Origin of the sequence: Sphingobium mellinum (assembly GCF_037860795.1) — a bacterium.
Classification (GTDB): Bacteria; Pseudomonadota; Alphaproteobacteria; order Sphingomonadales; family Sphingomonadaceae; genus Sphingobium; species Sphingobium mellinum.
In genome coordinates, this window is sequence record NZ_JBANRK010000001.1 from 318,118 (window position 1) to 340,929 (window position 22,812).

A 22,812-nucleotide genomic window follows, 5' to 3' on the forward strand; every position below is an offset into this window, starting at 1 on the left:
CTGTTGGGCGCCGCATCCTCGGTCACGGTGCCGCCCGCGTCATTTACCGCAAGGGGCGTGTCGTCGACGATGTGGACCACCAGGTCATCACCCGCGGTCGTGCCGCCAACACCGTTCACCGTGACATGAACGCTGTCATCGAAACCGGTGCCGTTCGAACCTGGGTAGGTGCCGTTGGCGAGTGCAGCCTTGAGCGTGTAGCTGTAGCTCACCGCACCGGTCGCGGCATTGTAGCCGGTCAGCTTCAGCGTGCCCTCGCCTGTGTCGACGACGCCGTTGGTCGCTGCAAACGCCTGCATCTGCGTCAGGGTGAAGGTCGTCCCGCCGACGACGATGTTGGCGATGCCATCGGTCGCGCTGACCGTGAAGCTGCCGGTCGTCACATGCGATCCGTCGTGCAGCGAGCCGCTCGGCAGGCCAGCCTCATAGACGGTGGCGTCGGGACCGTTGAGCGAGGCAGTGACCACGCTCGCGCTGTCCGCAGCGCCATTGACGGTGATGACCAGCTTGGCCGACGACTGGTCGCCGTCCGCATCCTGCATCGTGTAGTTGAGCGTGTAGCTCTGGCTGAACCCGCTCCCCAGCGCCTGCGTCGCCGCCCGGCTGTTGTCGAGCACATAGCTCCAGCTGCCGTTGGCATTCTGCGTCAGCGTGCCATAGGTGTTCAGCGCCGCGATCGCCGCCGCGTCACCCACGCTCCAGGCGACAAAGCTCGCCGGCTGGTCGGCGCCCGCCACGTCGTTCGCCAGCACATTGCCCGACAGGCTGTTGGGCGCCGCATCCTCGGTCACGGTGCCGCCCGCGTCATTTACCGCAAGGGGCGTGTCGTCGACGATGTGGACTATCAGATCGTCGCTGCCAGTAGAGCCGCCCACGCTGTTCACCGTCAGCACGATCAGGTCGTCAAATCCGGTCGGCGTGGCACCCAGATGGCTATCATTGTCGATGGTCGCGGCCAGCGTGTAACTGTAGCTGACGACGCCCGTGGCAGCCGTGTAGCCGGTCAGTCGCAACGTGCCCTCGCCGGTGTCCACCACGCCGTTGGTCGCAGCGAAAGCCTGCATTTCTGCGAGCGTGAATGTGGTCCCGCCGACGACGATGTTGGCGATGCCGTCGGTTGCTGTCACCGTGAAGCTGCCGGTCGTGACATGCGATCCGTCATGGGCTGAACCAGTCGGCAAGCCCGCTTCATAGACGGTATTGTCGGGTCCGGTCGGAGAGGCCGTCGCGATGGTCGCATCGTCGGCCGCACCCTTGACGGTGATGACGAGCTTGGCCGACGACTGGTCGCCGTCCGCGTCCTTCATCGTGTAGTTCAGCGCGTAATCCTGGCTGAAGTTGCTTCCCAGCGCCTGCGTCGCCGCCCGGCTGTTGTCGAGCACATAGGTCCAGCTGCCGTCGGCGTTCTGTGTCAGCGTGCCATAGGTGTTCAGCGCCGCGATCGCCGCGGCGTCACCCGCGCTCCAGGCGACAAAGCTCGCCGGCTGGTCAGCGCCCGCCACGTCGTTCGCCAGCACATTGCCCGACAGGCTGTTGGGCGCAGCATCCTCCGTGACGACATTACCCACATCATCCAGCGCATGGGGCGTGTCGTCGATGACCCTGACGTCCAGGCTGGCCTGCGCCACGCTGGCGTCGCTATCCTGCACCACCACGGCGAAACTGTCGGTGAGGCTCAGATCATTGGCGCCGGTGTGCAGCAGCGTATTGTCGCCCAGCACATAATGGTAGCCGATCGTGCCGCCGATGACATCGCCGTCCGCGCCGATGACGGGCGTGAAACTGTCGACGCTGAGCGTGCCGTAACCGCTGGCTATGGTCACGCCGGCGATGAACTTGCCGCCAGCGAAGATCGACTGGCCGCCGACCGTGACGGTCGACACGCCGTCGAGCGCGGACAGGCTGAAGCTGCCCGCCTGGGTCAGCGCCGCCGCATCGGGCGAACTGCCGTCAGGCAGATTGGCTTCGTTGACGGTGAGTTCCGGTCCTTCCCCATCCAGGCCGGTGATAGTGACGCCGTCATTGTTGCCGTTGATGGTGATGGTCAGCGTGGACTGCGATGAGTCGCCGTCACCGTCGGTGATCGTATAGGTGAAGGTTTCGGTCAGATGCTGCGTCGAATCCAGCCCCTGAACCACGCCATCTTCATTGTTGAGCGTATAGGAATAGCTTCCGTCAGAGTGGATCAGCAGCGATCCGTACGTACCCTGGACCACCTCGCCTACCGCGCCGGTCGCACCGCCAAAGGCAATGCCGGTGACATGAGCGCCATCCGCGCCCTGAATGTCCGCGACGCCGTCGGTGCTGTTGGCGTCGCTGCCGCCCTGACCTGTCAGGACATTGCCGTCCGCGACCAGCGGGCCATCCTCGCGCACGGAATCGACATCCGCGATCGCGGTGGGGTGATCATCCAATATGGTGATGACCAGCGTGTCGCTGGCCTTGTCGCCATCGACATCAGTGACGGTGACCGCGAAACTGTCGGTCACATTGTCGCCGCTGCTGTCATGGGTCAGCGTGTAGCTATAGTCGATACGCCCTTCGCTGATCGAGGTGATCACCAGGACACCCTTGTCAGTCTGGATCGTCTCCCCGGCCTGCGTGATCAGGATGTCGTTGATCGTCACGGTCGAAGGGGCGTCGGGCGCCGAGTAGGTGATCGTGCCTGCGGTGGTTTCGATATTGGCCGCCGCGTTAGAGCCCGGCGCCGGTCCGACGCCGGCATCCAGCCCGGCCTCGCTCACAACCGTTCCCTCGCCTGTACGCGGCACGGAAAGGATCGTGACATTGCTGTCGGCGATGTCGATCCGCAGCGTCGCGACGCTGAGGTCACCGTCGCCGTCGCGTAGCGTGTAGCTGAAGCTGTCGCTCACGCCGCCGGGCGAGCCGGCATCGCGGACATAATTATAGCTGCCGTCGCTGTTGAGCGTCAGCGTGCCATAAAGCCCATGGATGCCTTCGCCGATCGTGGTGGGATCGACAAGCGCGCCTTCGCCCGCTCCCGCGACGACGCCGGCTACCGCCGCACCATCCGCACCCTTCACGTCAGCGCCGGCCGCGCCGGAAACGGTGCCCTCGCCGGTGATGACGTTGCCGCCTTCAGGGCCGTATGTGCCCGCAGCGACGCCATCCACATCATTGTGCGCGACGGGCAGGTCATCGACGATCTGGACGTCGATCGAACCATTGGCGGTCGATCCATTGCGGTCCGTCGCGACGACAGCGAAGCTCTGCAACACATCGTCCGCGCCGGCCGCCGAATGCCCAAGGCTGTTGTCGGTCAGCAGGAAGCTGTAGGTGAACGTGCCCGCAGTCGCCACACTGCCCTGTTGCGCGGTGGCGGTGAAGCCCGTGATGGTCAGCGTGCCGAGCGGGGTCGTCACGACCTGCCCCGTCACAAAGCTGCCGTTAGCCATAGCCGACACGCCGCCGATGGTGACGCTCGCCAACCCGTCAGGACCGGTCACGCTGAAAGAACCACTCTGCGTCAGCGCGGCGGCGTCGGGCGCGCTGCCATCGGCAAGATGATTTTCCTGCACCACAAGTTCAGCGCCATTAGCGCCCGGCCCATCGGTCAGGCCAGTGATCGTAACGCCATCGTCTGCTCCGTTGATGGTGATCGTCAAAGTCGCCGTCGACGTGCTGCCGTCCCCGTCGGTGATCGTGTAGTTGAAATGATCAGTCAGCGTCTCGCCCGGCACCAGGAACTGCACCGCGGCATTATCGTTGGCGAGGACGTAGCTATACCCGCCGCCCGCGCTGATCGTCAGCGTGCCGTAAGTGCCGTGGAACGTGCCCAGCGTGGTGACGGTCGCCCCGTCCGCGCCCTGCACATCGGCAACGCCATCGGTTGTGTTCGCGTCAGAACCACCATGACCGGTCAGCAGATTGCCGTCCGCGACCTGCGCGCCGTCCTCGGTCACGCTGTCCACATCGTTGATCGCGCGGGGCGCGTCGTCCGCGATGGAAATTGTCAGGGTTGCAGTCGCCTGATCGCCATTCGAATCCGTGACGACGACATTGAAGACTTCTGCCGGAGGGGCGCCGATCACATTGTCGGCCAGCACATAATTATAACCGACAACGCCGTTCGCAACCGATGTGATGGTCAGCGTGCCGTGCGCGGTGTCTATGTGTTGGCCCAACGTCGCTTCGACGCCGTTGATCGTGACGACTGCAGGCGTATCATTGGCGGTGAAGACGATCGTGCCGGTGGTGCGGTCGCTGCCGCTGCCTGCTGCCGACCCGGCCGGCTCCTCTCCGCGCGCCGGTAGACCCGCCTCGCTGACATTGGCGGTGGCACTGATTGCGCCCGCCGGCTGATTGGGCGTGACAATCTCGACAACGGGTTTGTCGTTCGGCGCGATCGGCAGGATCTCGCGCTGCTCGGGCTGGGCGAAGTTCAACTCGGTGGGCGGCAACAGGTCGCCCAGTCCATGCGGGTCACCCACATTGCCGTCGGCGGCGAGAAAATTGCCGCCCGAACTGCGGGCTGGACCAGCGGCGGGCTGCGGCTCCTCGCCGATCAGCAGCGCGGCCAGGTTGACCGACGGGATTTCCACATCACCCACGACCATGCGCGGGACCACAACGGCGCCGTCCAGGATCACCATTTCGGTGCCATCGGGCAAGGTGACGACCAGGTTGCGGCCATCGACCTCTATATGATTTATGTCGGTGCCCGCAGGCAGGACAACGACGCCATCGTGGACAGAAACCGTCCGCATCGCGCCGGTATGATGATGATGGCCATGATGGTGCGGCGCGGCCTTCGTCGATCCAGGATGTGCGGCGACATCCGGACCGTGCGCCTGCTGGTGATCAGCGGCGGCATCGACATTTGCATCGCGATCGAAATCCATCGTTCCATCCCACCTGTCGCCATGGAGCGGGCTGGAAGGAGCGCGCGAAAGATCGGCTTCCGAATGACGATACATTCGGAAATTCGATCGTTCCGGACAGCTGGCATTAGCGGATCAGCTATTGCCCCTTGTCTGCAATCTCCCGCCGGCGGGACTTTTCCCCAAGTCCAAAACCGCCCCGGATTAACCCTATGCTTATATCATCTGACCCGAAGGCCGATCTTATGGGGCAGGACACAATAGAGTCACGAGGAATCAAGTTTTGTTAACCATTTTAGGACGATAGAGATCAAAAAGATGCCAAGAATATATTGCCAAAGATATAGATGAAAACTTCACGCTATATCTTTCAGTCTATGCCGCCATCTTGATCGAGGTTAACGACTCGAAGGGGGACACCGACTCGATTGCGGGCGAGCCGAAGCTCGGTCCAGCCTGTTTTCTGTCCCATCGGCCGCAGCGCTGACGTGGCGCTGATATATGAAGCGGGCGACCAGCCTTTCGACTGATCGCCCGCCCTGTTTGCGACCCGTAGGTTATATTGCGGAGCGTATCTCGCTTTCCCGGCCCCCCACCAGTGCTTATTCTGGTGATAACCTACGGGAAAATGAAGGCACCCCCTCCGATGCAGACGGACGATAAGCAGCGCGATCACATCCGCAATTCACCCGAAGGGGTATAGCTTAGGTTAGCGGCGAGGCGATGTTGTTGAATAATCGAAATAAATGGGCAAATATCCGGGATCAACGGCCCACGAAAATTCTGGGTCAGCGCGTGATGTCCTGCGTCACGGCACTGCGCGCATCATCCGCGATCTTCGCGGCATCCGGCAATGCAGGTGCCATGCCCGCCAGTACCGCTTCCATCCTGCGGCTGCGCTCGCTTGTTGATCCCGTCGTGCGGCGAAACATGGTCAGCGCATATTCGGCCAGGGGTTGAGCGGCATCCGGGCGCTTGCGGGCAACGTAGAAGTCGACGAGATTTTCGAGCGCGATCTGGCAATTGGGATCATCTTCGCCGCGCGTCCGCCGATAACCATCGAACACACGCCGCAGCAGGCTTTCCGCCTCACGAAAATGGCCGATCGCGTCCAACTGCAACGCCAGGTCATTGGCTGATATCAGGGTGCGAGGATCATCGGCGCCGAACAGTTCATCCGCCAGCGCCAGCGCCTTGCGGGCAGGCTCGACGCCTTCGGCGGCGCGCCCGCTGACATAGGCCGACTGGACGGCCGCCGTCAGGCTGCGCCATTCCTTTTCCCGAGCCTCGGTCACGTCGGGAACATAGGGTGCCTGGCCATAGGCCGGCTGAACCAGCACAAGCAGCAGGAGCAGCGCAGGATGAAGGCTTCTCCTCACGGTGCGCACCGACAATGACCCCTCCCCGAGTTTGAGACCCTGTCGCGAGACTATGCGGTGGCAGCGGTTAGGAAAAGGCAAATGCGGGGAACAGGAACGCAGCCTAACGCTTCGACCCACGCAGGCAGCAGCGATCAAGCGCCTGCCGTCAGCGCCTCGATCAACGCCTTGACCTTCTTCTGCCGCCACTGGGGCAGCGGTGCGATCAGCCAATAAGCGAGCGACGAGGGCCGCGGATCGTCGACCGCGCGAACCCGGCCCGCGTCGATGTCCGCCTGAGCCAACAACAGCGGCACGCAGGCATGGCCGAAACCGTTGGCCGCCGCCTCGATCGCCAGCCCGGCGTCCGCAACGCGGATCGTGGCGGTTTCCGTGCCTGACGGACAGCCAGGCCAATCGATGCGATGCGCCGGCCCACCATGGGCGGCCTCCACCGTGACGAAGACCGCTTCGCCCAGTTTCACCCCCTCATGCTCACCCGGTCCCTCGGTCAGGCGCAGGGCAAGGTCCAGATTGGCTTCGGTGAAGTCCAGGCTCTCGTCGGCCGCGACCAGCGCGAATTTGAGGTCGGGCTGGTTGGCGGCATAAGTTGCCAGGCGCGGTTGCAGCCATTTGGCGGTAATGTCGCGCGGCGCGGCGATGGTGAGCGAGGAACTGGACTGCCCCGCCTGAAGGGCGCGTACCGCTTCCTCGAATTCCAGGAACCCGGCGCGCAGCGCTTCCAGCCCTGCCTCCGTTTCGGGCGTCAGTTCCAGCCCCTTGGGCGTGCGGCGGAACAGGACGACCCCCAGCAGGTCCTCCAGGGCGCGGATCTGCTGCCCGACCGCCGCAGGCGTCACCGCCAACTCGTCGGCGGCGCGGGTGAAGGACAGGTGACGGGCCGCCGCATCCAGCACGCGCAGGCCGTTGAGCGGCAAATGGGTACGCTTCATTCGGCGACCGCCGGCGCTACGAGGGCGAAATGGGGGATGGCGATGTCAAAGGTTTCCCCGCTGGCGCCGATCATGTGATAATGGCCCTTCATCGATCCGGTCGGCGTATTGAGTGGACAGCCCGACACATAGTCATAGCTTTTGCCCGGTTGCACGACCGGCTGCTCGCCGACAACGCCGTCCCCGTCGACCCGATGCTGCGCGCCCCGGCCATCGGTAATCACCCAGTGCCTTGTCAGCAGTTGCACCGGTTGGTCGCCCCCATTTTCAATGCGGATATGATAGGCCCAAAACCAGCGGCCCCGGTCCGGCTCCGACTGTTCGGGCAGGAAAGTGACGGCGACATGCACATGGACGTCGCGCGTGGTCGCATGGAAGGGGAAAAGCGCGTTCACTTTTGGAAGATGCGCCTTTCAGGCCGATTCCGTCAACGCCCTATCGACCGCAGCGCGCGATCAAGATCCTCGATGACATCGTCAGGATCTTCCAGACCGACGTTCAGCCGCAACATGTCCTCGGTGATGCCGACCTCCAGCCGCGCTTCTTCCGCCATGCCATAATGGGTGGTGGACGCGGGATGGGTCATCAGCGAGCGGGAATCCCCGATATTGTTACTGATGTCGACCAGTTCCAGCCCATTGAGCAGGCCGTGCGCTTCCTTGCGCCCGCCCCCCACATAGAGCGAGAAGATCGGCCCGGCCATCGCCATCTGCTTCATCGCCAACGCATGCTGCGGATGGCTCTCGAGCCCCGGATACAGCACCTTCGCGACCCGACCCTCCAGGAATTTGGCGACCTTCATCGCATTTTCGCTCTGGCGGCGGATGCGCAGGTCGAGCGTTTCGAGACCCTTCAGAACGACCCATGCGTTGAACGCGCTCAGCGTCGGTCCGGTATTGCGGTGAAAGGGCAGCAATGTGTTGATGATGAAATCTTCCGTACCGCAGATGGCGCCCGCCAGCACACGGCCCTGTCCGTCCATCATCTTGGTGGCGCTGTAGGCGACCACGTCAGCGCCGAAATCCAGCGGCCGCTGCAATGCGGGCGTCGCGAAGGCATTGTCGACGACGCTCACGATGCCGTGCTTCTTCGCGATGCCACAGATCGCCGCCAGGTCCGCAACATCCATCGTCGGATTGGCGGGCGTTTCGAAGAAGAAAACCTTCGTATTGGGCCGCACCGCCGCTTCCCAGGCAGCATTGTCGGTCGCGTCCACCGTGGTGGCCTGGATACCGAATTTGGGCAGCAGCGTATCGGTCAGCCAGCGACAGGACCCGAACAGCGCCTTGCCCGCCACCACATGGTCACCAGCCGAGAGCTGGCACAGAAGGGCCGCCGTCATCGCGGCCATACCGCTCGCGGTAGCACGGCACGCCTCGGCACCTTCCAACAGGGCGATGCGCTGTTCCAGCATCTCTACCGTCGGATTCTGGAGGCGGCTGTAGGTCATGCCCTGCTGCTCGCCTGCAAAGCGCATGGCTGCGTCCTCCGCCCGGTCGTAGCTGTAGCCGCTGGTCAGGAACAGCGCCTCGGACGTTTCGCCCCACTCGCTGCGCGCGCTGCCGCCACGGACCGCGAGCGTCGCGGGCCGCCAGTTCTTCGTGATGTTCGGGTCCTGCCCGCTCCTGCGCTTCATTGTCCGCTTCCTTAAACCAGCGCCGCCAGCACGGCATCGCCCATCTCGACGGTGGTCATGCTGCCGCCCAGGTCAGCGCTGCGCGCGCCGTTGGCGAGCGCCTTCGCCACTGCCGCCTCGATCCGGTCGGCCTGTTCCGGCATCCCCAGCGAGTAGCGCAGCATCATGCCCGCCGACAGGACCGTTGCCAGCGGATTGGCCTTGCCCTGCCCGGCAATGTCAGGTGCGGAGCCATGAATCGGTTCATACAGACCCTGGTTGCTGTCGTTGAGCGTGGCCGAAGCCAGCATGCCGATAGAGCCCACGCACATGCTCGCCTGATCCGACAATATGTCGCCGAACATGTTGCCCGTGACGATCACGTCGAACTGACCCGGATTGCGCACCAGCTGCATCGCGGCATTGTCCACATACATGTGGCTCAAGGCCACATCGGGATAGTCCGCCGACACCTCGATCACCACGTCGCGCCACAGCTGGCTCGTCTCCAGCACATTGGCCTTGTCGACCGAACAGAGCTTGCCCCGCCGCGCGCGCGCCGCCTGGAAGCCCTGGTGCGCGATCTTGCGCACCTGCTCCTCGTTGTAGGACATGATATCATAGCCTTCGCGCAGGCCCTCGGCGGTCTTGCGCATGCCCTTCTCGCCGAAATAGACGTCGCCATTGGTCTCGCGCACGATCAGCAGGTCGATGGCGCTTGCCACCTCCTTCTTGAGCGCCGACGCGTCGGCCAGTTCGGGAAAGACCTTGGCGGGGCGCAGGTTGGAAAAGAGACCCAATTCCTTGCGCAGCCCCAAAATCGCCTGTTCGGGGCGCAGATGCCGTTCCAGCGAGTCGCAGCTTGGATCACCCACCGCGCCGAACAGGATCGCGTCGGCGCGTGTCGCGAGTTCCAGCGTCTCGGGCGGCAGTGGATGGCCGACAGCCTTGTAGGCCGCGCCGCCGACCAGCCCTTCCTCATAGATCAGGCCGTCTATCGCCAGCGCATCGAGCACGCGCTTGGCCTGCGCGACGATCTCGGGACCGATACCATCTCCGGGCAACAGGGCGATCAACATGTCCAACCTCATTCACAAATAGCGGCCCGCCCTTGCAAGATGCGAGCGGCCCGCGCAACCGCTTTTCAAGCCGCCGCCCGCGCCAGTCGATCGATCAGCCGTTCGCGCGCCGCCAACACATCGGCGCGCCAGTCGGTCAGCACCGACCGCTCCAGGAAGAAGCCGGTGAGGCGCAGGCCGTCCAGGATCGCCTGCCAGTCTCCGGTGCCCCCCTCCAGCAGGAAGGCGGGCAAGGGCAGCAGGCGGCTTTCATAGCCGACAGCCCCTGCCCGGCTGACGGCGGCGGCGCTGCGCGGGCTCACATAAGCGAGGTCCCGCGCGTTACCCGTTGCCGCACAGCGCCCAAGATCCAGGCCAAACCCCAATTCCGCCAGCAGCAGCAGTTCGTAGCGCACCAGCGCCGCCGCCCATCCGCGCGCCGCCGGTGCCGCCTCCACCGCGCCCAGCACGCCGTCCAGCGCCTGATAGAGCGCGGGATAAGGCGTTCCTTCCGGCAACGCCACGGCAGTGAGGGCACAGACCCAGTCGATCGCGGCGGCGGGCAGCGGTTCGGACAAAAGCGCGGCGCGGCTGTGTTCCAGTTCCACCGTCAGTCCAGCCAGCTGTTCTTCGGTACGGGCGCGAAATTCCGCCTTGACCTCATTGCCTGGCAACAGCACCGGCCGCAGCCCCCGCGAACGCCCACCGCGCACATAGCCTGCCACCAGGCCATCGTTCGGCGTCAGCAGCCGGGCGATCGCGCCATGTTCGCCATGGGTCCGCACAGCGCACACCAGCGCGGGGGTGATGAGCGTCGCCATCCCCCTTCCTACCGCCACACCGCGCTGGACGCCATCGGATGTTGGGAAGCTGTTATCGTCTGCTTGATATAAGTTGATTTCCGCGCCTCCTGTGGTCAAACAGGCAGGTGGGGACGGATGTCGGGGGACATATAACGATGTTGAACGTGCCCGGGGCGTCATCCTCTGCAATGGATCGCCTGGTGCTTTGGTTGGGTCGGTCGCCTACCCTGGGTTTCGCCATATCCCGCGTCGCCTTCGCCGTGGCCGCGACCTGGCAGATCACGGCGATGTTCAGCAATGAACCCGACTTCGCCCGGACCGCCCACTGGCTGGAGGCGGGGGTCTGGTTCTGGACGCTGACGGGCATCGGTCAGCATCTGGTGACGCCACCGCTCGGCCTGCTGCTGCGCCCCCTGTCCCTCGTTGTCGACCTCATCCTGTTCCTGACGGCAATCGTGCTGTGCGAACCGCTACAGATCGCCGCGCTCGCCTGCCTGTTCTTCGTCGCATGGTCCGCATCCGACCGGTTCGGCCGGGGTTCGATCATCGTGCTGGCGGTCTGCCTCGTCCTCTCCTTCCTCGTGCGCGGCTATTATGAAGCCTGGGCGTCGGCGCGCCACGTCTTGGAGGTTGATCGCGCGATCGACGGGCTGACGGTGCTGATCGGCTGCACCATCGCAGCCGCGATGCTGAGCATGTCGATCCTCGAACGCCGGCTCATCGCGTGGTCCGAACGGCTGCAGGCTGTGGGCCTCTCCTTCCAGAAGTCGCTCGCGGGCTTCGTCATCGAACAGATTTCGCAGCTCATGGCGGCCCGCTACTGCGCCTTTGTCTGGCAGATGTGGGAAGACGGGCCGGTTCATTGCGACATCATCGACGCCCAAGGCGCGCGCAGCCTTTCCCTGCCCAACAAGCAGGCCGAAAGCCTGCTGCTCGTCACGCCACGCGACGCGCCCTTCCTCTATTCCAGCCAGACGCGGCGCGTGCTGCTGCGCAACCGGCTCGGCATCTTCCGCAATGAAAAGGCGTCGGACGTAACCGAAACGGTGCGCGACCTGTTCGGCCCCGGACAGGGGACGAGCTTTTGCGTCCAGTCCGGCGAACTGCGAGGACGCATCTTCATCGGCGCGCGGCATGGCTGGTCTCCCGCCTCGTTGCTGCGATCGCTCCGCATCCAGGAGGGTTTGGAACTGTTCCTGGAGCGGCACTTCTTCTTCCTCGCCTGGCGGGAGCGCACCTTTGCCGAGGCGCGGCTGGCGCTCAGCCGCGACCTGCACGACAGCGTGCTGCAAACGCTCGCCGCGCTGCGGGTCCGGCTGGCGACCACGATCCACGGAATGGAGGGCATTGAAGCACCCGGCCAGCTTGCCGAACTGCAGGCGATGGAGGAACTGGTCACGGCCGAACAGGCGCATCTTCGCCGGCTGCTGGGCACGGAAAAGGCAGGGGGGACCCGCGTCGATCTTGGCGCGGAAGTCGAACGCTGTTGCCGCTTCATCGCGCTGCAATGGGGAATCGAATGCCGGCTCAACCCCGTCGACCGGCCGGTGATGGTCACGCCGGAAACCGCGACCGAGGTCGAATTCCTGATCCGCGAAGCGACCGCCAACGCTGTAAAGCATGCAGCGGCGCGCCATATCACCGTGTCGCTGGCGCAGGCGGAAGACGAAATCCTGATCGCGCTAAAGGACAATCCGGGCGCGCAGCAGGTCGCGCGGGAAAGCTATACCGGCGATTTCGAACTCCAGTCACAATCGATCATGAAGCGGCTGGGGAAGCTCGGCGGCACCGCCTACTTCCATAACTTAAGCATAAATTCATTAATCTCGATTAGACTCCCTTCATCCTTACCGAGGTCCCCCACATGATGGCCCAGATAGCGATAGTTGACGATCACCCGATCTTCCTGGACGGCATGGTCCAGTTTCTGGGTTCCCATGGCCACGATGTCATCTTCTGCGCGCGATCGGTGGATGAAGCCATCAGCCGCTTCCAGACGGACCAACCCGACCTGGTGATCCTGGACGTCAGCATGAAGGATGGCGGGGGTCTCGCCGTCCTGTCGGCGATCCGCAACAGCGGCAACACGGTCCCGGTCATCTTCATGACGGTTCATATCCGGCCCGAACAGACGCTGGAGGCCATCAAGCTCGGCATCGACGGCGTGGTGCTTAAGGACAGCGATCCCAACGAACTGCTTACCTGCATTGGTCAGGTGCTCAGCGGCAACAAAAGCATCGCGCCCTTCGTGATGGAACAGGCGCTGGTCCACAGCATCTCCGCGCCCGCGAACGACGCGAACATGCTGTCAGCGCTGACCGAGCGGGAACTGGAAATTGCCGGACTCATCCGCGCGGGCCTTCGCAACCGGGAAATCGCGGCACGCTGCGGCCTGACTGAGGGGACGGTCAAGGTCCACCTCCACAGCATCTTTCAGAAGCTGGGCATCAAGTCGCGGTCGGAGCTGATCATCATGATGATGACGAGCGACAGCGAGATGCCGGCTGTCGGATTACACTGAGGGGCAGTGCCCCTCGCTCCAACGCCGGATCAACACCGGGGTTACGGCGTTTGGCGCAAGCCTCTTACGAAGTCGGGAAGATGCGCGACGCCGCTGGGGTTGGGACCGACGACATAGAGAGCCATGATCGTACCAAGGGCGATCGCCACGCCGTAAGGGATCGGTCCCTTGGCAGAGAAAATCGCGACCGACGATCCCTCCCGCACCGACTGCGGCACCAAGCGTCTTCCAGCGATGATCAGCAGCGCCAGAACGCCGCCGCCCACGGTCACATAGACGAACCAGGCAAGCGCTGCGTGCCAGTCGAACCACAGCGCGCAGGCGGCCATCAGCTTGACGTCGCCCCCGCCCATCCATCGCATCGCGAACAACAGCGATCCCAGCGCGAACACCGCCAGGAACAGCGTGCCGTTATGCCAGATGTCGCTTTCCCAGCCCGTCACGGCCACCCATGGGACATAAAGCCCCATGACGAGCAGCGCCAGGATGTTGGATATCCTGAGCTTCGCCATATCCTCAAGCGCCGCGCCGACCAGCACGAGCGAGACAGCGAGTAGAAGGATGTCCTTGATCATGGCTTGGGCGGTCCGATCGTTGCAAGCGCGGCGGCGGCTTCAGGCAGGAAGCGCTCCGATTCCGTGACGGCACGACTGAGATAGGCTTGCGCCTTCGCGACGTCGCCGATGCGCAGCGCCACCTGTCCCGCGTCGCTTAACCGTCGCGCCCACGCATCGGCATTGTCGGTCGGACCGCGCTCTATGTCGCGGCCCGCCATCACATAGGCGGCATCGCGATTGCCGATCACCTTGCCGTCGTCGGGCGCCATGTCCCGAGCCTTGTCGAAGATCGCGGCAGCCTCCGCCGCCCGGCCCTGCGCCATCAGCGACAGGCCATAATTATTGAGCAGTTGCACGGGCTTGTCGGTCAACTGGAACGCCCGCTCATAGGCGGCGGCGCTCAGCGTCCAGGATCGCGCATCATCATAGGCCACGCCCAGTGCATTCCAGGCCCGCCAGCGTCCCGCGCAGGCGGCGACAGCGCGCTGCAGCGGCGCCAGCGCCTCCGGCGCCCGGTCCGATCGCAGGAGGGCGATGCCCAGCCCTTCGTCGACGCGACAATCGGTCGATCCCGCCTCACGGATCGCGGCGAAACGCGCCCCGGCTTCGCTGACTTGCCCGGTCGCCAGCGCAAGCCGAGCCGCCGCGATGTCCATCGGTTGCCGATCGGCTGGCCCAGCATCTGTGCGCCATTGCTCCAGCATGGTCTGCGCCTGAATCATGCGATCGCCGTCGATCGCCTCATCGATCATCCGGGCATAGTCGATCGGCGGAGCCGGCGACGGGACCGGGATGGCTGCGACGGGCGCGGCCGCCGCGACAAGCAGCGGGAGCAGCAGGACGTTCATCCCAGCTTTCCGCTCCACTTCCAAAGCTTCTCGAACAGGCTGTCAGGTTCATCGCCCCCAGCCATGCTCGCGCATTTTTGCAGGCCGTCGACCTTGGCGCCGGCCAGCGATATCGAATAGCCGGTGGCCGGCAAGCGGAAGCCGCTATCCTTCGCGCGTGCGCCGGCGCAGCCATCAACCTCGGCGGCGAGCGCTGCGGATGCCGGCTTGGCGGGCGCCTTGCCCTTGAGCGCAACCGCAGGCGCGGGCGCGGGCGCTGCCGGTTGGGCGGCCGCCGCCGTCACGATCGGCGCTTTCAACTCGCGCGTCAGGGACAGGGCGGGCACCGTCGCCCCGCCATCGGCCACCGTCACGATCGACGTTGTCAACTGGGACAACATCCGCCCCGGCAGCGCTGGCTGTCCGCCGATCGTGCGCAGCCGCACCTCGCCCATCGACAGGCGCTCCAGCCCCCCGTTCGCCGGCCAGCTCGGCGCGCCCGTGGGCACAGTCGCGCTGCCCGCCGCCAGCTGCGCCAGCGTCGGACGGTTCGCCATGCGTGGCAGGCCGGATACGTCGCCGCCCAGCTGCGCCAGCAGCGCATCCGCCTCACCCTTCTGTCCCTGCGCGATCAGGCTGCGCGCGAAATTGCGATAGATCCGCTCATCCTGCGGCGCGCGCGCGAGCGCCAGCTCAAAAAACTGTCGCGCCAGGTCGTGCCGCCCCATCGCCGCATAGCTGATCGCGACGCCGTTCAGCGCATGCGGATCGGCAGGGTCCTGCCGCATCGCCCGGCGATAGGCGTCCAGCGCCAGCGCATGGTCGCCTCGCGCGAACAGCAGGTCGCCCCGCGCCAGCATATCCTGCGCAGTCGTCACCATCCCGCTGTTCAAAGGTCGGATCGCGACATTCTTGTTCGCGGAGCTGCACCCCGTGATTGCGACGACCAGCGCCATGGCTGCCATGCGTCTTTTCATGCCCCCTCCCCCCATCTCTAACGCGCCATTATCGGCAGGATGTCCCGCACCACGCGGATGACCGCGGGCAGCATCAGCACGCCGATCATCACCGGCAACATGCAGGCAACCAGCGGCACCGACAGCAGCACCGGCAGCCGGTGCGCCTTCTCCTCCGCCCGCATGCGCCGCTTCTCACGCATTTCGGCTGCATAGATGCGCAACGTCTGGCCGACGCTCGACCCCAGCTGGTCTGACTGGATCAGCAGCGTCGCGAAGGAGCGGATCTCGTCGACATCGACATCGTCCGCCATCCGCCGCAAGGCGTCGGCGCGACTGCGCCCCGCGCGCAGTTCCAGCACCACCTTGCCCAGCGTCTGCGATACCAGCGGATGCGACAGCGCCAGTTCGCGCCCCACCCTGTCCATCGCCGCTTCCAGCCCCAGACCCGCCTCGACACACACCAGCATCAGGTCGAGCGCGTCGGGAAAGCCGTGGATGATCGCTTCCTGCCGCCGCGCCGCCTTTGCCGAAATGAAGAGGTTGGGCAGATAGAGTCCCATCACGGCCACCAGCATCGCCATGAAATAGAGCTTCATCGGGCTCGGCGGCTCTGGCTTGCTCAGCTGCATCATCACCAGCACCGCAGGCAGCGCGAGCGTGAGTACCAGGCGCACGAACGTGTAGAGCTTGGGCGCTTCGGGAGAAGGATAGCCCGCCGCAATCAACCGCCGGCGCAAATTGTCGCTCTTCGTGTCGGCGAGCGAGATGCCCAGCTTCTCGATCCGCTCGACCAGCCGCTTCCATTCGCCGTCGTTGCGTTCGTTGCGCAGGCTGTGGCCGCTACCCTGCACGGCGCCGCCCGCCTCGCTGACGACGTCCAGCCGGCCGCGCACCCTGGCGTTGCGCGCCACCATCTCCGACACGCCATAGACGATCGCGACGATCGCGACGAACAGCAGGATCAGCAAGATCGGCCGAAGCTGCATGATGAGTGCGAAGTCCAGCATCAGATCACACTTTCAGGTCGACCATGCGGCGTATCGTGACGAAGCCGATGATGTAGAGGAGGATGAGTCCGGAAAAGCCAAAGATGAACATCCGGTCCTGGGCGACATCCAGGTAGAAGGCGGGATTGAAGATGAACAGCGCGACGAACGCCAGGATCGGCAGCGCGGTCAGCATGACGGCGGTCATGCGCCCTTCGGAACTCAGCGCCCGCACCTTCATGAACAGACTCGCCCGTTCGCGGATGACACCGGAGAGATTTTCCAGGATCTCGGCCAGGTTGCCGCCCGTTTCGCTCTGCACCGACAGGGAAATGACGAACATGTGCAGTTCATTCATGTCCCACCGCTCGGCCATGCGCTGCAACGCGTCCCGCAGATCCGACCCATAGGTCACCTCGTCGACGACGATGCCGAATTCGCTGCCGATCGGATCGCGCATTTCCTTTGTCAACAGGTCAAGCGCGGAAGCGATCGGATGGCCGGCGCGCAGGCCCCGCACGAAGGTATCGAGCGCAACGGGGAACTGCTCCTCCATCTTCTTGCGCCGCCGCTGGCTCATGCGGCCCAACACCATGATGGGCAGGATGATGCCGAGCGATCCGGCAAAGGCCGCCGCCATCACGATCATCCCCGCCGTCATGCCATAGCCCGCGGCGAGCCCGCCTACGAGCACGATCACGAACAACAGCCCTGTCGCGATCGCCATCGCCGTCAGCACCGTGCGGGCGCGGATGCTGAGCCCCGCGCCGTGCAGGGCGCGCAGGACGCTGAGCGCCATGCGGCCAGGCAGGCTGTCATGATTGAAGCTCAGGCTCTCGTCCGTTCGCCGCAGCTTGGACAGTACCGTGCTGCGCTCATAGCCCGCCGCGATCATCTTCAGCCGGCGGTTGACGACATGCTCCTTGCCGGCGCGCGCGCGCATCCAGCTGCTCACGCCCTCGATCGTCAGGATCACCGCCACGAACAGCAGCACCAGGACGAACATGCGGATGTAGAGGGGATTTATCATTGCACCACCGCGTCGGGCCGGAACAGTTCGGCCGGCAGATGGATGCCCCGGTCGGTCAGTTCGCTCATGAATTTGGGCCGGATGCCGGTCGCTTCGAAATGGCCCCGAACCATCCCATTTTCCTCGCGGCCGGTCATCTTGAAGCGGAAGATTTCCTGCATCGTGATGACCTCGCCTTCCATGCCCGTGATTTCTGAGATGCTGAGCAGCCGCCGACGGCCGTCGGAAAGGCGCCCCACCTGGACGATGACGTTGAGCGCCGACGCGATCTGCGCGCGCGCGGAGCGTGGCGAAATGTCGATGCCGCTCATGCCGATCATCTGTTCTACGCGGGACAAGGCGTCGCGCGGCGTGTTGGCGTGAACGGTGGTCATCGACCCGTCGTGACCGGTATTCATCGCCTGCAGCATGTCGAACGCCTCGCCGGCGCGCACCTCGCCCACGATGATGCGGTCGGGCCGCATGCGCAGGGCGTTCTTGACCAGGTCGCGCTGGGTGACTTCGCCCCGGCCCTCGATATTGGGCGGGCGCGTCTCCAGCCGCACGACATGGCGCTGCTGCAACTGAAGCTCGGCCGAATCCTCGATCGTGACGATGCGCTCGGCCTCGTCGATGCTCGCCGACATGGCATTGAGCAGGGTCGTCTTGCCCGAACCCGTGCCGCCCGAAATCAGCACGTTGCGCCGCGACGCCACCACGGCCGACAACACCTGCGCCATCGGCGCGGGCACGCTGCCCAGTTCCGTCAGCCGCGCCATGCTGATCGGCACCTTGGCGAATTTGCGGATCGACAGCAGCGATCCGTCGACCGCCAGCGGCGGCACGACCGCATTGACGCGCGACCCGTCGGCAAGGCGCGCGTCGACGAAGGGTGACTGCTCGTCCACGCGCCGGCCTACCGCCGAGACGATCTTCTGGATGATGCGCAGCAGGTGCCTCTCATCCTTGAATCGGGTCGCGGTCTCCACCAGCCGGCCGTTGCGCTCGACAAAGACGATCTTGTGGCCGTTCACCAATATGTCGGTGATGCTGTTGTCTTTCAGCAGCGGCTCAAGCGGCCCCAGGCCCAGCAGCTCGTCCAGTATGTCGGACACCAGCCGCCGCCGTTCCTCCAGGTTCAACGCATGCTTCTGCAGGGCAAGCTGTTCGTGGACGATCTCGCCCACCTCCACTTCCACCTGAGCGCGCGACATGTTCTCCAGCGCCGACAGGTTGATGATGTCGATCAGCTTCTGGTGCAGTGCGACTTTCAGTTCGGTGTGCCGGTCCTCTTCCCAGTGGACCAGTTCGGTATCGGTCGGACCCACTTCATCGCGTACCTCGCCATGACGGCCGTCGCCCTTGCGAATCTGCCACATCAGCCTTTCTCCGCTTCGCGCCGCGCCGCGATCGCCTGCGTGCAGCAATCGACGATGTCAGCCATGTCCTTGCAGATCCGGCTGCGCGCTTTCAATTCCTGGATCAGCACCCCCTGGTCGAGCGCGGAGCTGACCAGCGGAAAGTCGTTGGCGATGCTGAGTTTCACCGGATGGTCGAGCGCCGCCGCCGCATCCTCAAGGCCAATCGCGCGGAACAGCTTCTTTTCGACGCGATTGGCGATCACATGGATGCGCGCCGGATCGATATCCTGGTCGCGCAGCAGCGCGATCTGGCGTCGCGCCTGGCGCAGACTGGCGATGGTGAGTTCGCAAACGATGAAGATCACTTCCGATCGCGCCACCAGCGACATCGACCAGTTGGTCCAGTTGCCCGGCAGGTCCAGGTAGATGGTATCGAAATTGCGCTGCGCCAGTTCGATGACGCGGAAAACCTGGTCGGCGTTCACCGCCTCCATCGGAATGATTTCGGAAGGCGCGGGCACCAGATGCAGTCCGGTTGCCGTCTGCACCGTGACCGACCGCAGCAATTCCCCGTCGACCCGCGCACCGCCCTGCAGCAGGTCGGCCAGCGTCAGCGGTGACGATACGCTCAGATAAGTCGCCGCATTGCCGAACTGAACGTCGAAGTCGAACAGGCAGACCTGCCCCTCGCCCTTCTTCAGCGACCTGGCGTGCAGGCTGGCGGCCTGCGTCGCGATGGTCGTGGCGCCGACGCCGCCCACGCTCTTGATGATCGAAACCAGCGTGCCGGTGCGAACGTCCCTCTGCCCCTCTGCCGCGATCCGCCCGCGCAGGTCATCGAGGACGGAAACCAGGTCCGCCGCGCGCAGCGGCAAGGCGATGACATCATGGATTCCGCTCTTCAGCAAGGCACGGACCAGCGGTATTTCCGCATCGCGCACCGCGGCGACGACAGGCAGCGCCGGATGGGCCGCCCGCAGCCCGGCGAGCCGCCGCATCGACGCATCGTCGTCCGGCTGCACCTCCAGGAGGATTGCCTTCGCCTCGCTGACCAGCGGCTGCGGCAGCGGGGCGCCGGGCGCCAGCATCGACAACGTCAGCGCCTCGCCGCTCAGCCGATCCCCCAAAATGTCCGACGCCTGCACCTCCTGCTCGGACAATATGAGGTGGATGCCCTCATCCCCGATATTGAGGGTCCAGCTCTCGGCCGCTTCCGCTGTGTTCGTCACGATGCCCAAGATCTTGTTCCTCAATTTGCTACCGTGCCCTGGCCGTCTTCCATGGTGAGGGCTGAGCTGAAGCTCGGCAGGGTGATGCTCGCTCTAAATGGTGTAAGGACGATCGGCGTGAAGGTCATCTGTTTCAGCGATACCCTGATCAGCGGTGAAACGTCTGATCCATTGGGATCGCCGGCGTAGCCCAGGCCCGAATAATCATAGTCCACGGTCACATTGTTCGCCGTGATATTCGGCATGAACAATTTCATCCGGGAAACCAGATTGTTGAAAGTTGTAAGTGCGGCGGCACTGTCGCTGATCAGCGGGCTTGGACAGGTAGCGCCCGCCTTGCACGAACAACTCACGGCCCCGCCACTCAGACTGCAAGACGCTCCGCCGAAGGATGATTCGGGGATAGGATCGCCTTGGGTAAGGGACCCGCTCACCACAAAGCTGTAAGCGGCCAGCCCGTTTGGAACCATGTCAGTGGCCACCGCATAGCGCACGCCCATCTGCGTCGCCTTTTCCGCTTGGTTCCACGTCCACATCACCCGTCCGACATCGATGATGCCGAACAGCAACATGATGAGCAGAGGCAGCACGATCGCGAACTCCGCCGCCGACGATGCGCGCGTGTCTCGGAGTAGGGCGAGGCCACGGTTCATATCCCTTGCACCACGGCTTCCGACGCGGACACCAATGTCAGCGATGAACTGGTGAAGCCCAGACTGTTGAACAAGGATGTATAGGGAACCGTCGCGGAAACCTTGACCCTGGGGACATCCGACATCCCCTTGTAGATGCCTTGGTACATGTTCCCACTATTAGAAGTGCAGCTTAGCGTCACCGAAACCGTCGTTACTGTGGTCCAGTTCGCCAGCCTTGCTGTGCCTCCATTGCTGACTTGCCCGGTACGGGTGATATTGCGCGTCTTGTCGATAACATCACTCGATATCGTGCTGGGACAGGTAAAATCGGTAAAGGCGCGACGCGAAGCGTAGCGAGCCCCATCACGCACGGCTTTCGCGACGACATGCTCGCTCAGGAAGTAATTGCCGAGTTCGAACGAACCGAACATCAGGGTGATGAGCAGTGGCGTGACCAACGCCATCTCCGCAGCGGCTGCCGCGCGGTTGCAGTCGGTGAGACGAGAGAGAAACGAGGGGTTCATCGCCATCACTCAATCAGATAGGGGACCGACCGCTCGATCACCTGGGGATTGCTTGCTCCGTTGACGCCACTGCCGGTATCTCCAATGACTTCGACATAGACTTCTTTCTTTTCGGTCCATTTTGTCCCGCCAACCTTGCGATCGATGGACGGTTCGACCAGAAACACGTCGAGCCATTTCGCTGGGTCGATGCCCGAAGTCTTGCCATGCAAACTCAGAGCGTAACAGTTGAGGACAGCGACCGAAATGCGGCGGCGGTCTACGCCTGCCGAACTGGGCGCGATACCCGCAATCCCGTTCGCTGGAGAGCCAAAGGCCATCTTGCTGCCCGCCGGCTGCGGCACTCCAATACCATGTGCTGGCGACCCAACGCTGGTATGAGTGGCTTCCCAATTATATATCTCATATCGGGTCGGCGTTGATCCTAGGCCGACCGCATCGGGCCAGGTAGCCGCATTCCATCCGTAATTGACCTTGAAATAGGCATCACGATCCCATGTACCGCTGCCAACAATTCCGCAGGTTTGCGAACCCTGCGGGACAGCATGACACAGATCGCGGGGATAACCCATGACGTCGGGATAACCGCTGGTCAATGCCACTGGAGTAGTCGGCCGGTAGGGATTGGCCGAAATGTCGAACGCATTCGTGCAGGCGGTGTTGGTATTGTTGGGATTACAGACCAAGTCTTTGCGAGCATTGGTGGACGGCGAGCATGTGCCGCCATATTGCGAGGGGCAGGTATTGCCGTTGGCATAGACGTCGAAGCGTGTGTTGAGCGAGTCTAGAACGGATGTGCTCATGCCCGTCTTCGTCGTCACGCCGTCCATTTGCTGACAGTCGGCCTGTATCTCATTATAGCCGAGCGCTGCCGCAAGTCCGTTGGCGCCATTTTTGAAGGCAGATTCCAACCAGCCGAAATTTCCTGGCGCGCTCGCATCCCCAGTAACCAGCTTCAACCCCACCCCGCGCGCAGGATTGAACGCATAATCCTCATTGGCATTGCCGCTCGGCTCGTCTGGATTGCAGATCATCACCGGCGGGACCTTGCAGATAGCAGAGCCCACGCCGGCGAAGGCTTTCGCCGACAGCAATCCCGATGAGAAGGCTCTCACAACCGGCGTCAGCGCGAAGTTGGCAGTGCGCGAATTGACCTTCACTTCGACGAAATTCGAATCCTGATCGGACGTTGCCAAGGTGGTCTTGGCCTTGTCCTTGTAGAAGGTCAGCGTCCCGCTGCTGTCGCAGCCCGTCGGAACCGTGCCGCCGACATTGACCGCCGTTCCGCACCTGTCGTTGGCGAACCGGGTGTCATTTTCGATGAGATTGTTGACCGCGTTCGTGGCTCGCGTCCGCGCATTACTCTTCCCATCCAATTGGGTCGCCGCCGCCAGCGCGGCCTGGTCAGCCGCCGTCTGCAGCTCGGAATCGAGGCTCGCCATCCGCGCATAGTCGAATGCCAGCCCCCCCGCCGCGACCAGCCCGAAAAGCGACAGGGCCACCGTCGGCGCCACCGCACCGCTGGTCGACCTTTTGAGGCTTTTCCGACGGGCAGACATGGTTGGAAGCCCTCCCT

Annotated in this window: 19 protein-coding genes; 2 read left to right on the top strand and 17 right to left on the bottom strand. The window is 63.9% G+C overall.

Annotated features, from left to right (window positions below; genetic code table 11):
- The 7 genes from AAC640_RS01615 to recO form a co-directional block, all read right to left on the bottom strand.
- Positions 1-4,862, bottom strand: a 4,862-nt coding sequence (locus tag AAC640_RS01615) for a beta strand repeat-containing protein (RefSeq protein ID WP_340264332.1), incomplete at its 3' end; no start/stop codon positions are given.
- Positions 4,863-5,629: 767 nt separating this feature from the next.
- Positions 5,630-6,229, bottom strand: coding sequence for a tetratricopeptide repeat protein (locus AAC640_RS01620; RefSeq protein WP_340264864.1), 600 nt, complete (start codon positions 6,227-6,229; stop codon positions 5,630-5,632).
- 125 nt (positions 6,230-6,354) lie between these two features.
- On the bottom strand, positions 6,355-7,152 hold the full coding sequence (locus tag AAC640_RS01625) for a LysR family transcriptional regulator (RefSeq protein WP_340264333.1): 798 nt from the start codon (positions 7,150-7,152) through the stop codon (positions 6,355-6,357).
- Positions 7,149-7,547 (bottom strand): Co2+/Mg2+ efflux protein ApaG, encoded by a 399-nt coding sequence (apaG, locus tag AAC640_RS01630; protein ID WP_340264334.1) that lies wholly within the window; start codon positions 7,545-7,547, stop codon positions 7,149-7,151. Before apaG ends, AAC640_RS01625 begins: the two co-directional genes overlap by 4 nt.
- 32 nt (positions 7,548-7,579) lie before the next feature.
- Complete coding sequence (locus tag AAC640_RS01635; protein WP_340264335.1) at positions 7,580-8,788, bottom strand: trans-sulfuration enzyme family protein; 1,209 nt, start codon at positions 8,786-8,788, stop codon at positions 7,580-7,582.
- Between the two features lie 11 nt (positions 8,789-8,799).
- A complete protein-coding gene (gene leuB, locus AAC640_RS01640; protein WP_340264336.1) occupies positions 8,800-9,846 on the bottom strand; it encodes a 3-isopropylmalate dehydrogenase in 1,047 nt (348 codons plus the stop codon).
- A 65-nt stretch (positions 9,847-9,911) separates the two neighbouring features.
- Positions 9,912-10,646, bottom strand: a complete 735-nt coding sequence (gene recO, locus AAC640_RS01645) for a DNA repair protein RecO (RefSeq protein ID WP_340264337.1) — start codon at positions 10,644-10,646, stop codon at positions 9,912-9,914.
- Positions 10,647-10,828: 182 nt separating this feature from the next.
- On the opposite strand from recO, the gene AAC640_RS01650 reads away from it, so the two are divergent.
- Positions 10,829-12,496 carry a sensor histidine kinase gene (locus AAC640_RS01650; protein ID WP_340264338.1) on the top strand — a complete coding sequence of 556 codons (1,668 nt, stop codon included), beginning with the start codon at positions 10,829-10,831 and terminating at the stop codon, positions 12,494-12,496.
- On the top strand, positions 12,493-13,149 hold the full coding sequence (locus AAC640_RS01655; RefSeq protein ID WP_340264339.1) for a response regulator: 657 nt from the start codon (positions 12,493-12,495) through the stop codon (positions 13,147-13,149). Before AAC640_RS01650 ends, AAC640_RS01655 begins: the two co-directional genes overlap by 4 nt.
- A gap of 41 nt (positions 13,150-13,190) precedes the next feature.
- Here the strand turns inward: AAC640_RS01655 and AAC640_RS01660 are convergent, their stop codons facing one another.
- From AAC640_RS01660 to AAC640_RS01705, 10 genes are read right to left on the bottom strand one after another with little or no spacing between them, the layout of a single operon-like run.
- Positions 13,191-13,724, bottom strand: a complete 534-nt coding sequence (locus AAC640_RS01660; RefSeq protein WP_340264340.1) for an A24 family peptidase — start codon at positions 13,722-13,724, stop codon at positions 13,191-13,193.
- On the bottom strand, positions 13,721-14,554 hold the full coding sequence (locus AAC640_RS01665; RefSeq protein ID WP_340264341.1) for a tetratricopeptide repeat protein: 834 nt from the start codon (positions 14,552-14,554) through the stop codon (positions 13,721-13,723). Before AAC640_RS01665 ends, AAC640_RS01660 begins: the two co-directional genes overlap by 4 nt.
- Positions 14,551-15,510 carry a tetratricopeptide repeat protein gene (locus AAC640_RS01670; protein ID WP_340264342.1) on the bottom strand — a complete coding sequence of 320 codons (960 nt, stop codon included), beginning with the start codon at positions 15,508-15,510 and terminating at the stop codon, positions 14,551-14,553. The genes AAC640_RS01665 and AAC640_RS01670 overlap by 4 nt, the downstream gene beginning before the upstream one ends.
- Positions 15,511-15,527: 17 nt before the next feature.
- Positions 15,528-16,499: a type II secretion system F family protein gene (locus tag AAC640_RS01675; protein WP_340264343.1), complete on the bottom strand. Its 972-nt coding sequence runs from the start codon at positions 16,497-16,499 to the stop codon at positions 15,528-15,530.
- A gap of 4 nt (positions 16,500-16,503) precedes the next feature.
- Positions 16,504-17,508: a type II secretion system F family protein gene (locus AAC640_RS01680; protein WP_340264344.1), complete on the bottom strand. Its 1,005-nt coding sequence runs from the start codon at positions 17,506-17,508 to the stop codon at positions 16,504-16,506.
- Positions 17,505-18,866 carry a CpaF family protein gene (locus AAC640_RS01685; RefSeq protein WP_340264345.1) on the bottom strand — a complete coding sequence of 454 codons (1,362 nt, stop codon included), beginning with the start codon at positions 18,864-18,866 and terminating at the stop codon, positions 17,505-17,507. Before AAC640_RS01685 ends, AAC640_RS01680 begins: the two co-directional genes overlap by 4 nt.
- Complete coding sequence (locus tag AAC640_RS01690; protein ID WP_340264346.1) at positions 18,866-20,077, bottom strand: AAA family ATPase; 1,212 nt, start codon at positions 20,075-20,077, stop codon at positions 18,866-18,868. The genes AAC640_RS01685 and AAC640_RS01690 overlap by 1 nt, the downstream gene beginning before the upstream one ends.
- A gap of 20 nt (positions 20,078-20,097) precedes the next feature.
- Positions 20,098-20,730 (bottom strand): TadE/TadG family type IV pilus assembly protein, encoded by a 633-nt coding sequence (locus tag AAC640_RS01695; protein ID WP_340264347.1) that lies wholly within the window; start codon positions 20,728-20,730, stop codon positions 20,098-20,100.
- Positions 20,727-21,242, bottom strand: a complete 516-nt coding sequence (locus AAC640_RS01700) for a TadE family protein (RefSeq protein ID WP_340264348.1) — start codon at positions 21,240-21,242, stop codon at positions 20,727-20,729. Before AAC640_RS01700 ends, AAC640_RS01695 begins: the two co-directional genes overlap by 4 nt.
- On the bottom strand, positions 21,242-22,795 hold the full coding sequence (locus AAC640_RS01705; RefSeq protein WP_340264350.1) for a pilus assembly protein TadG-related protein: 1,554 nt from the start codon (positions 22,793-22,795) through the stop codon (positions 21,242-21,244). The genes AAC640_RS01700 and AAC640_RS01705 overlap by 1 nt, the downstream gene beginning before the upstream one ends.
- Positions 22,796-22,812: the final 17 nt, after the last annotated feature.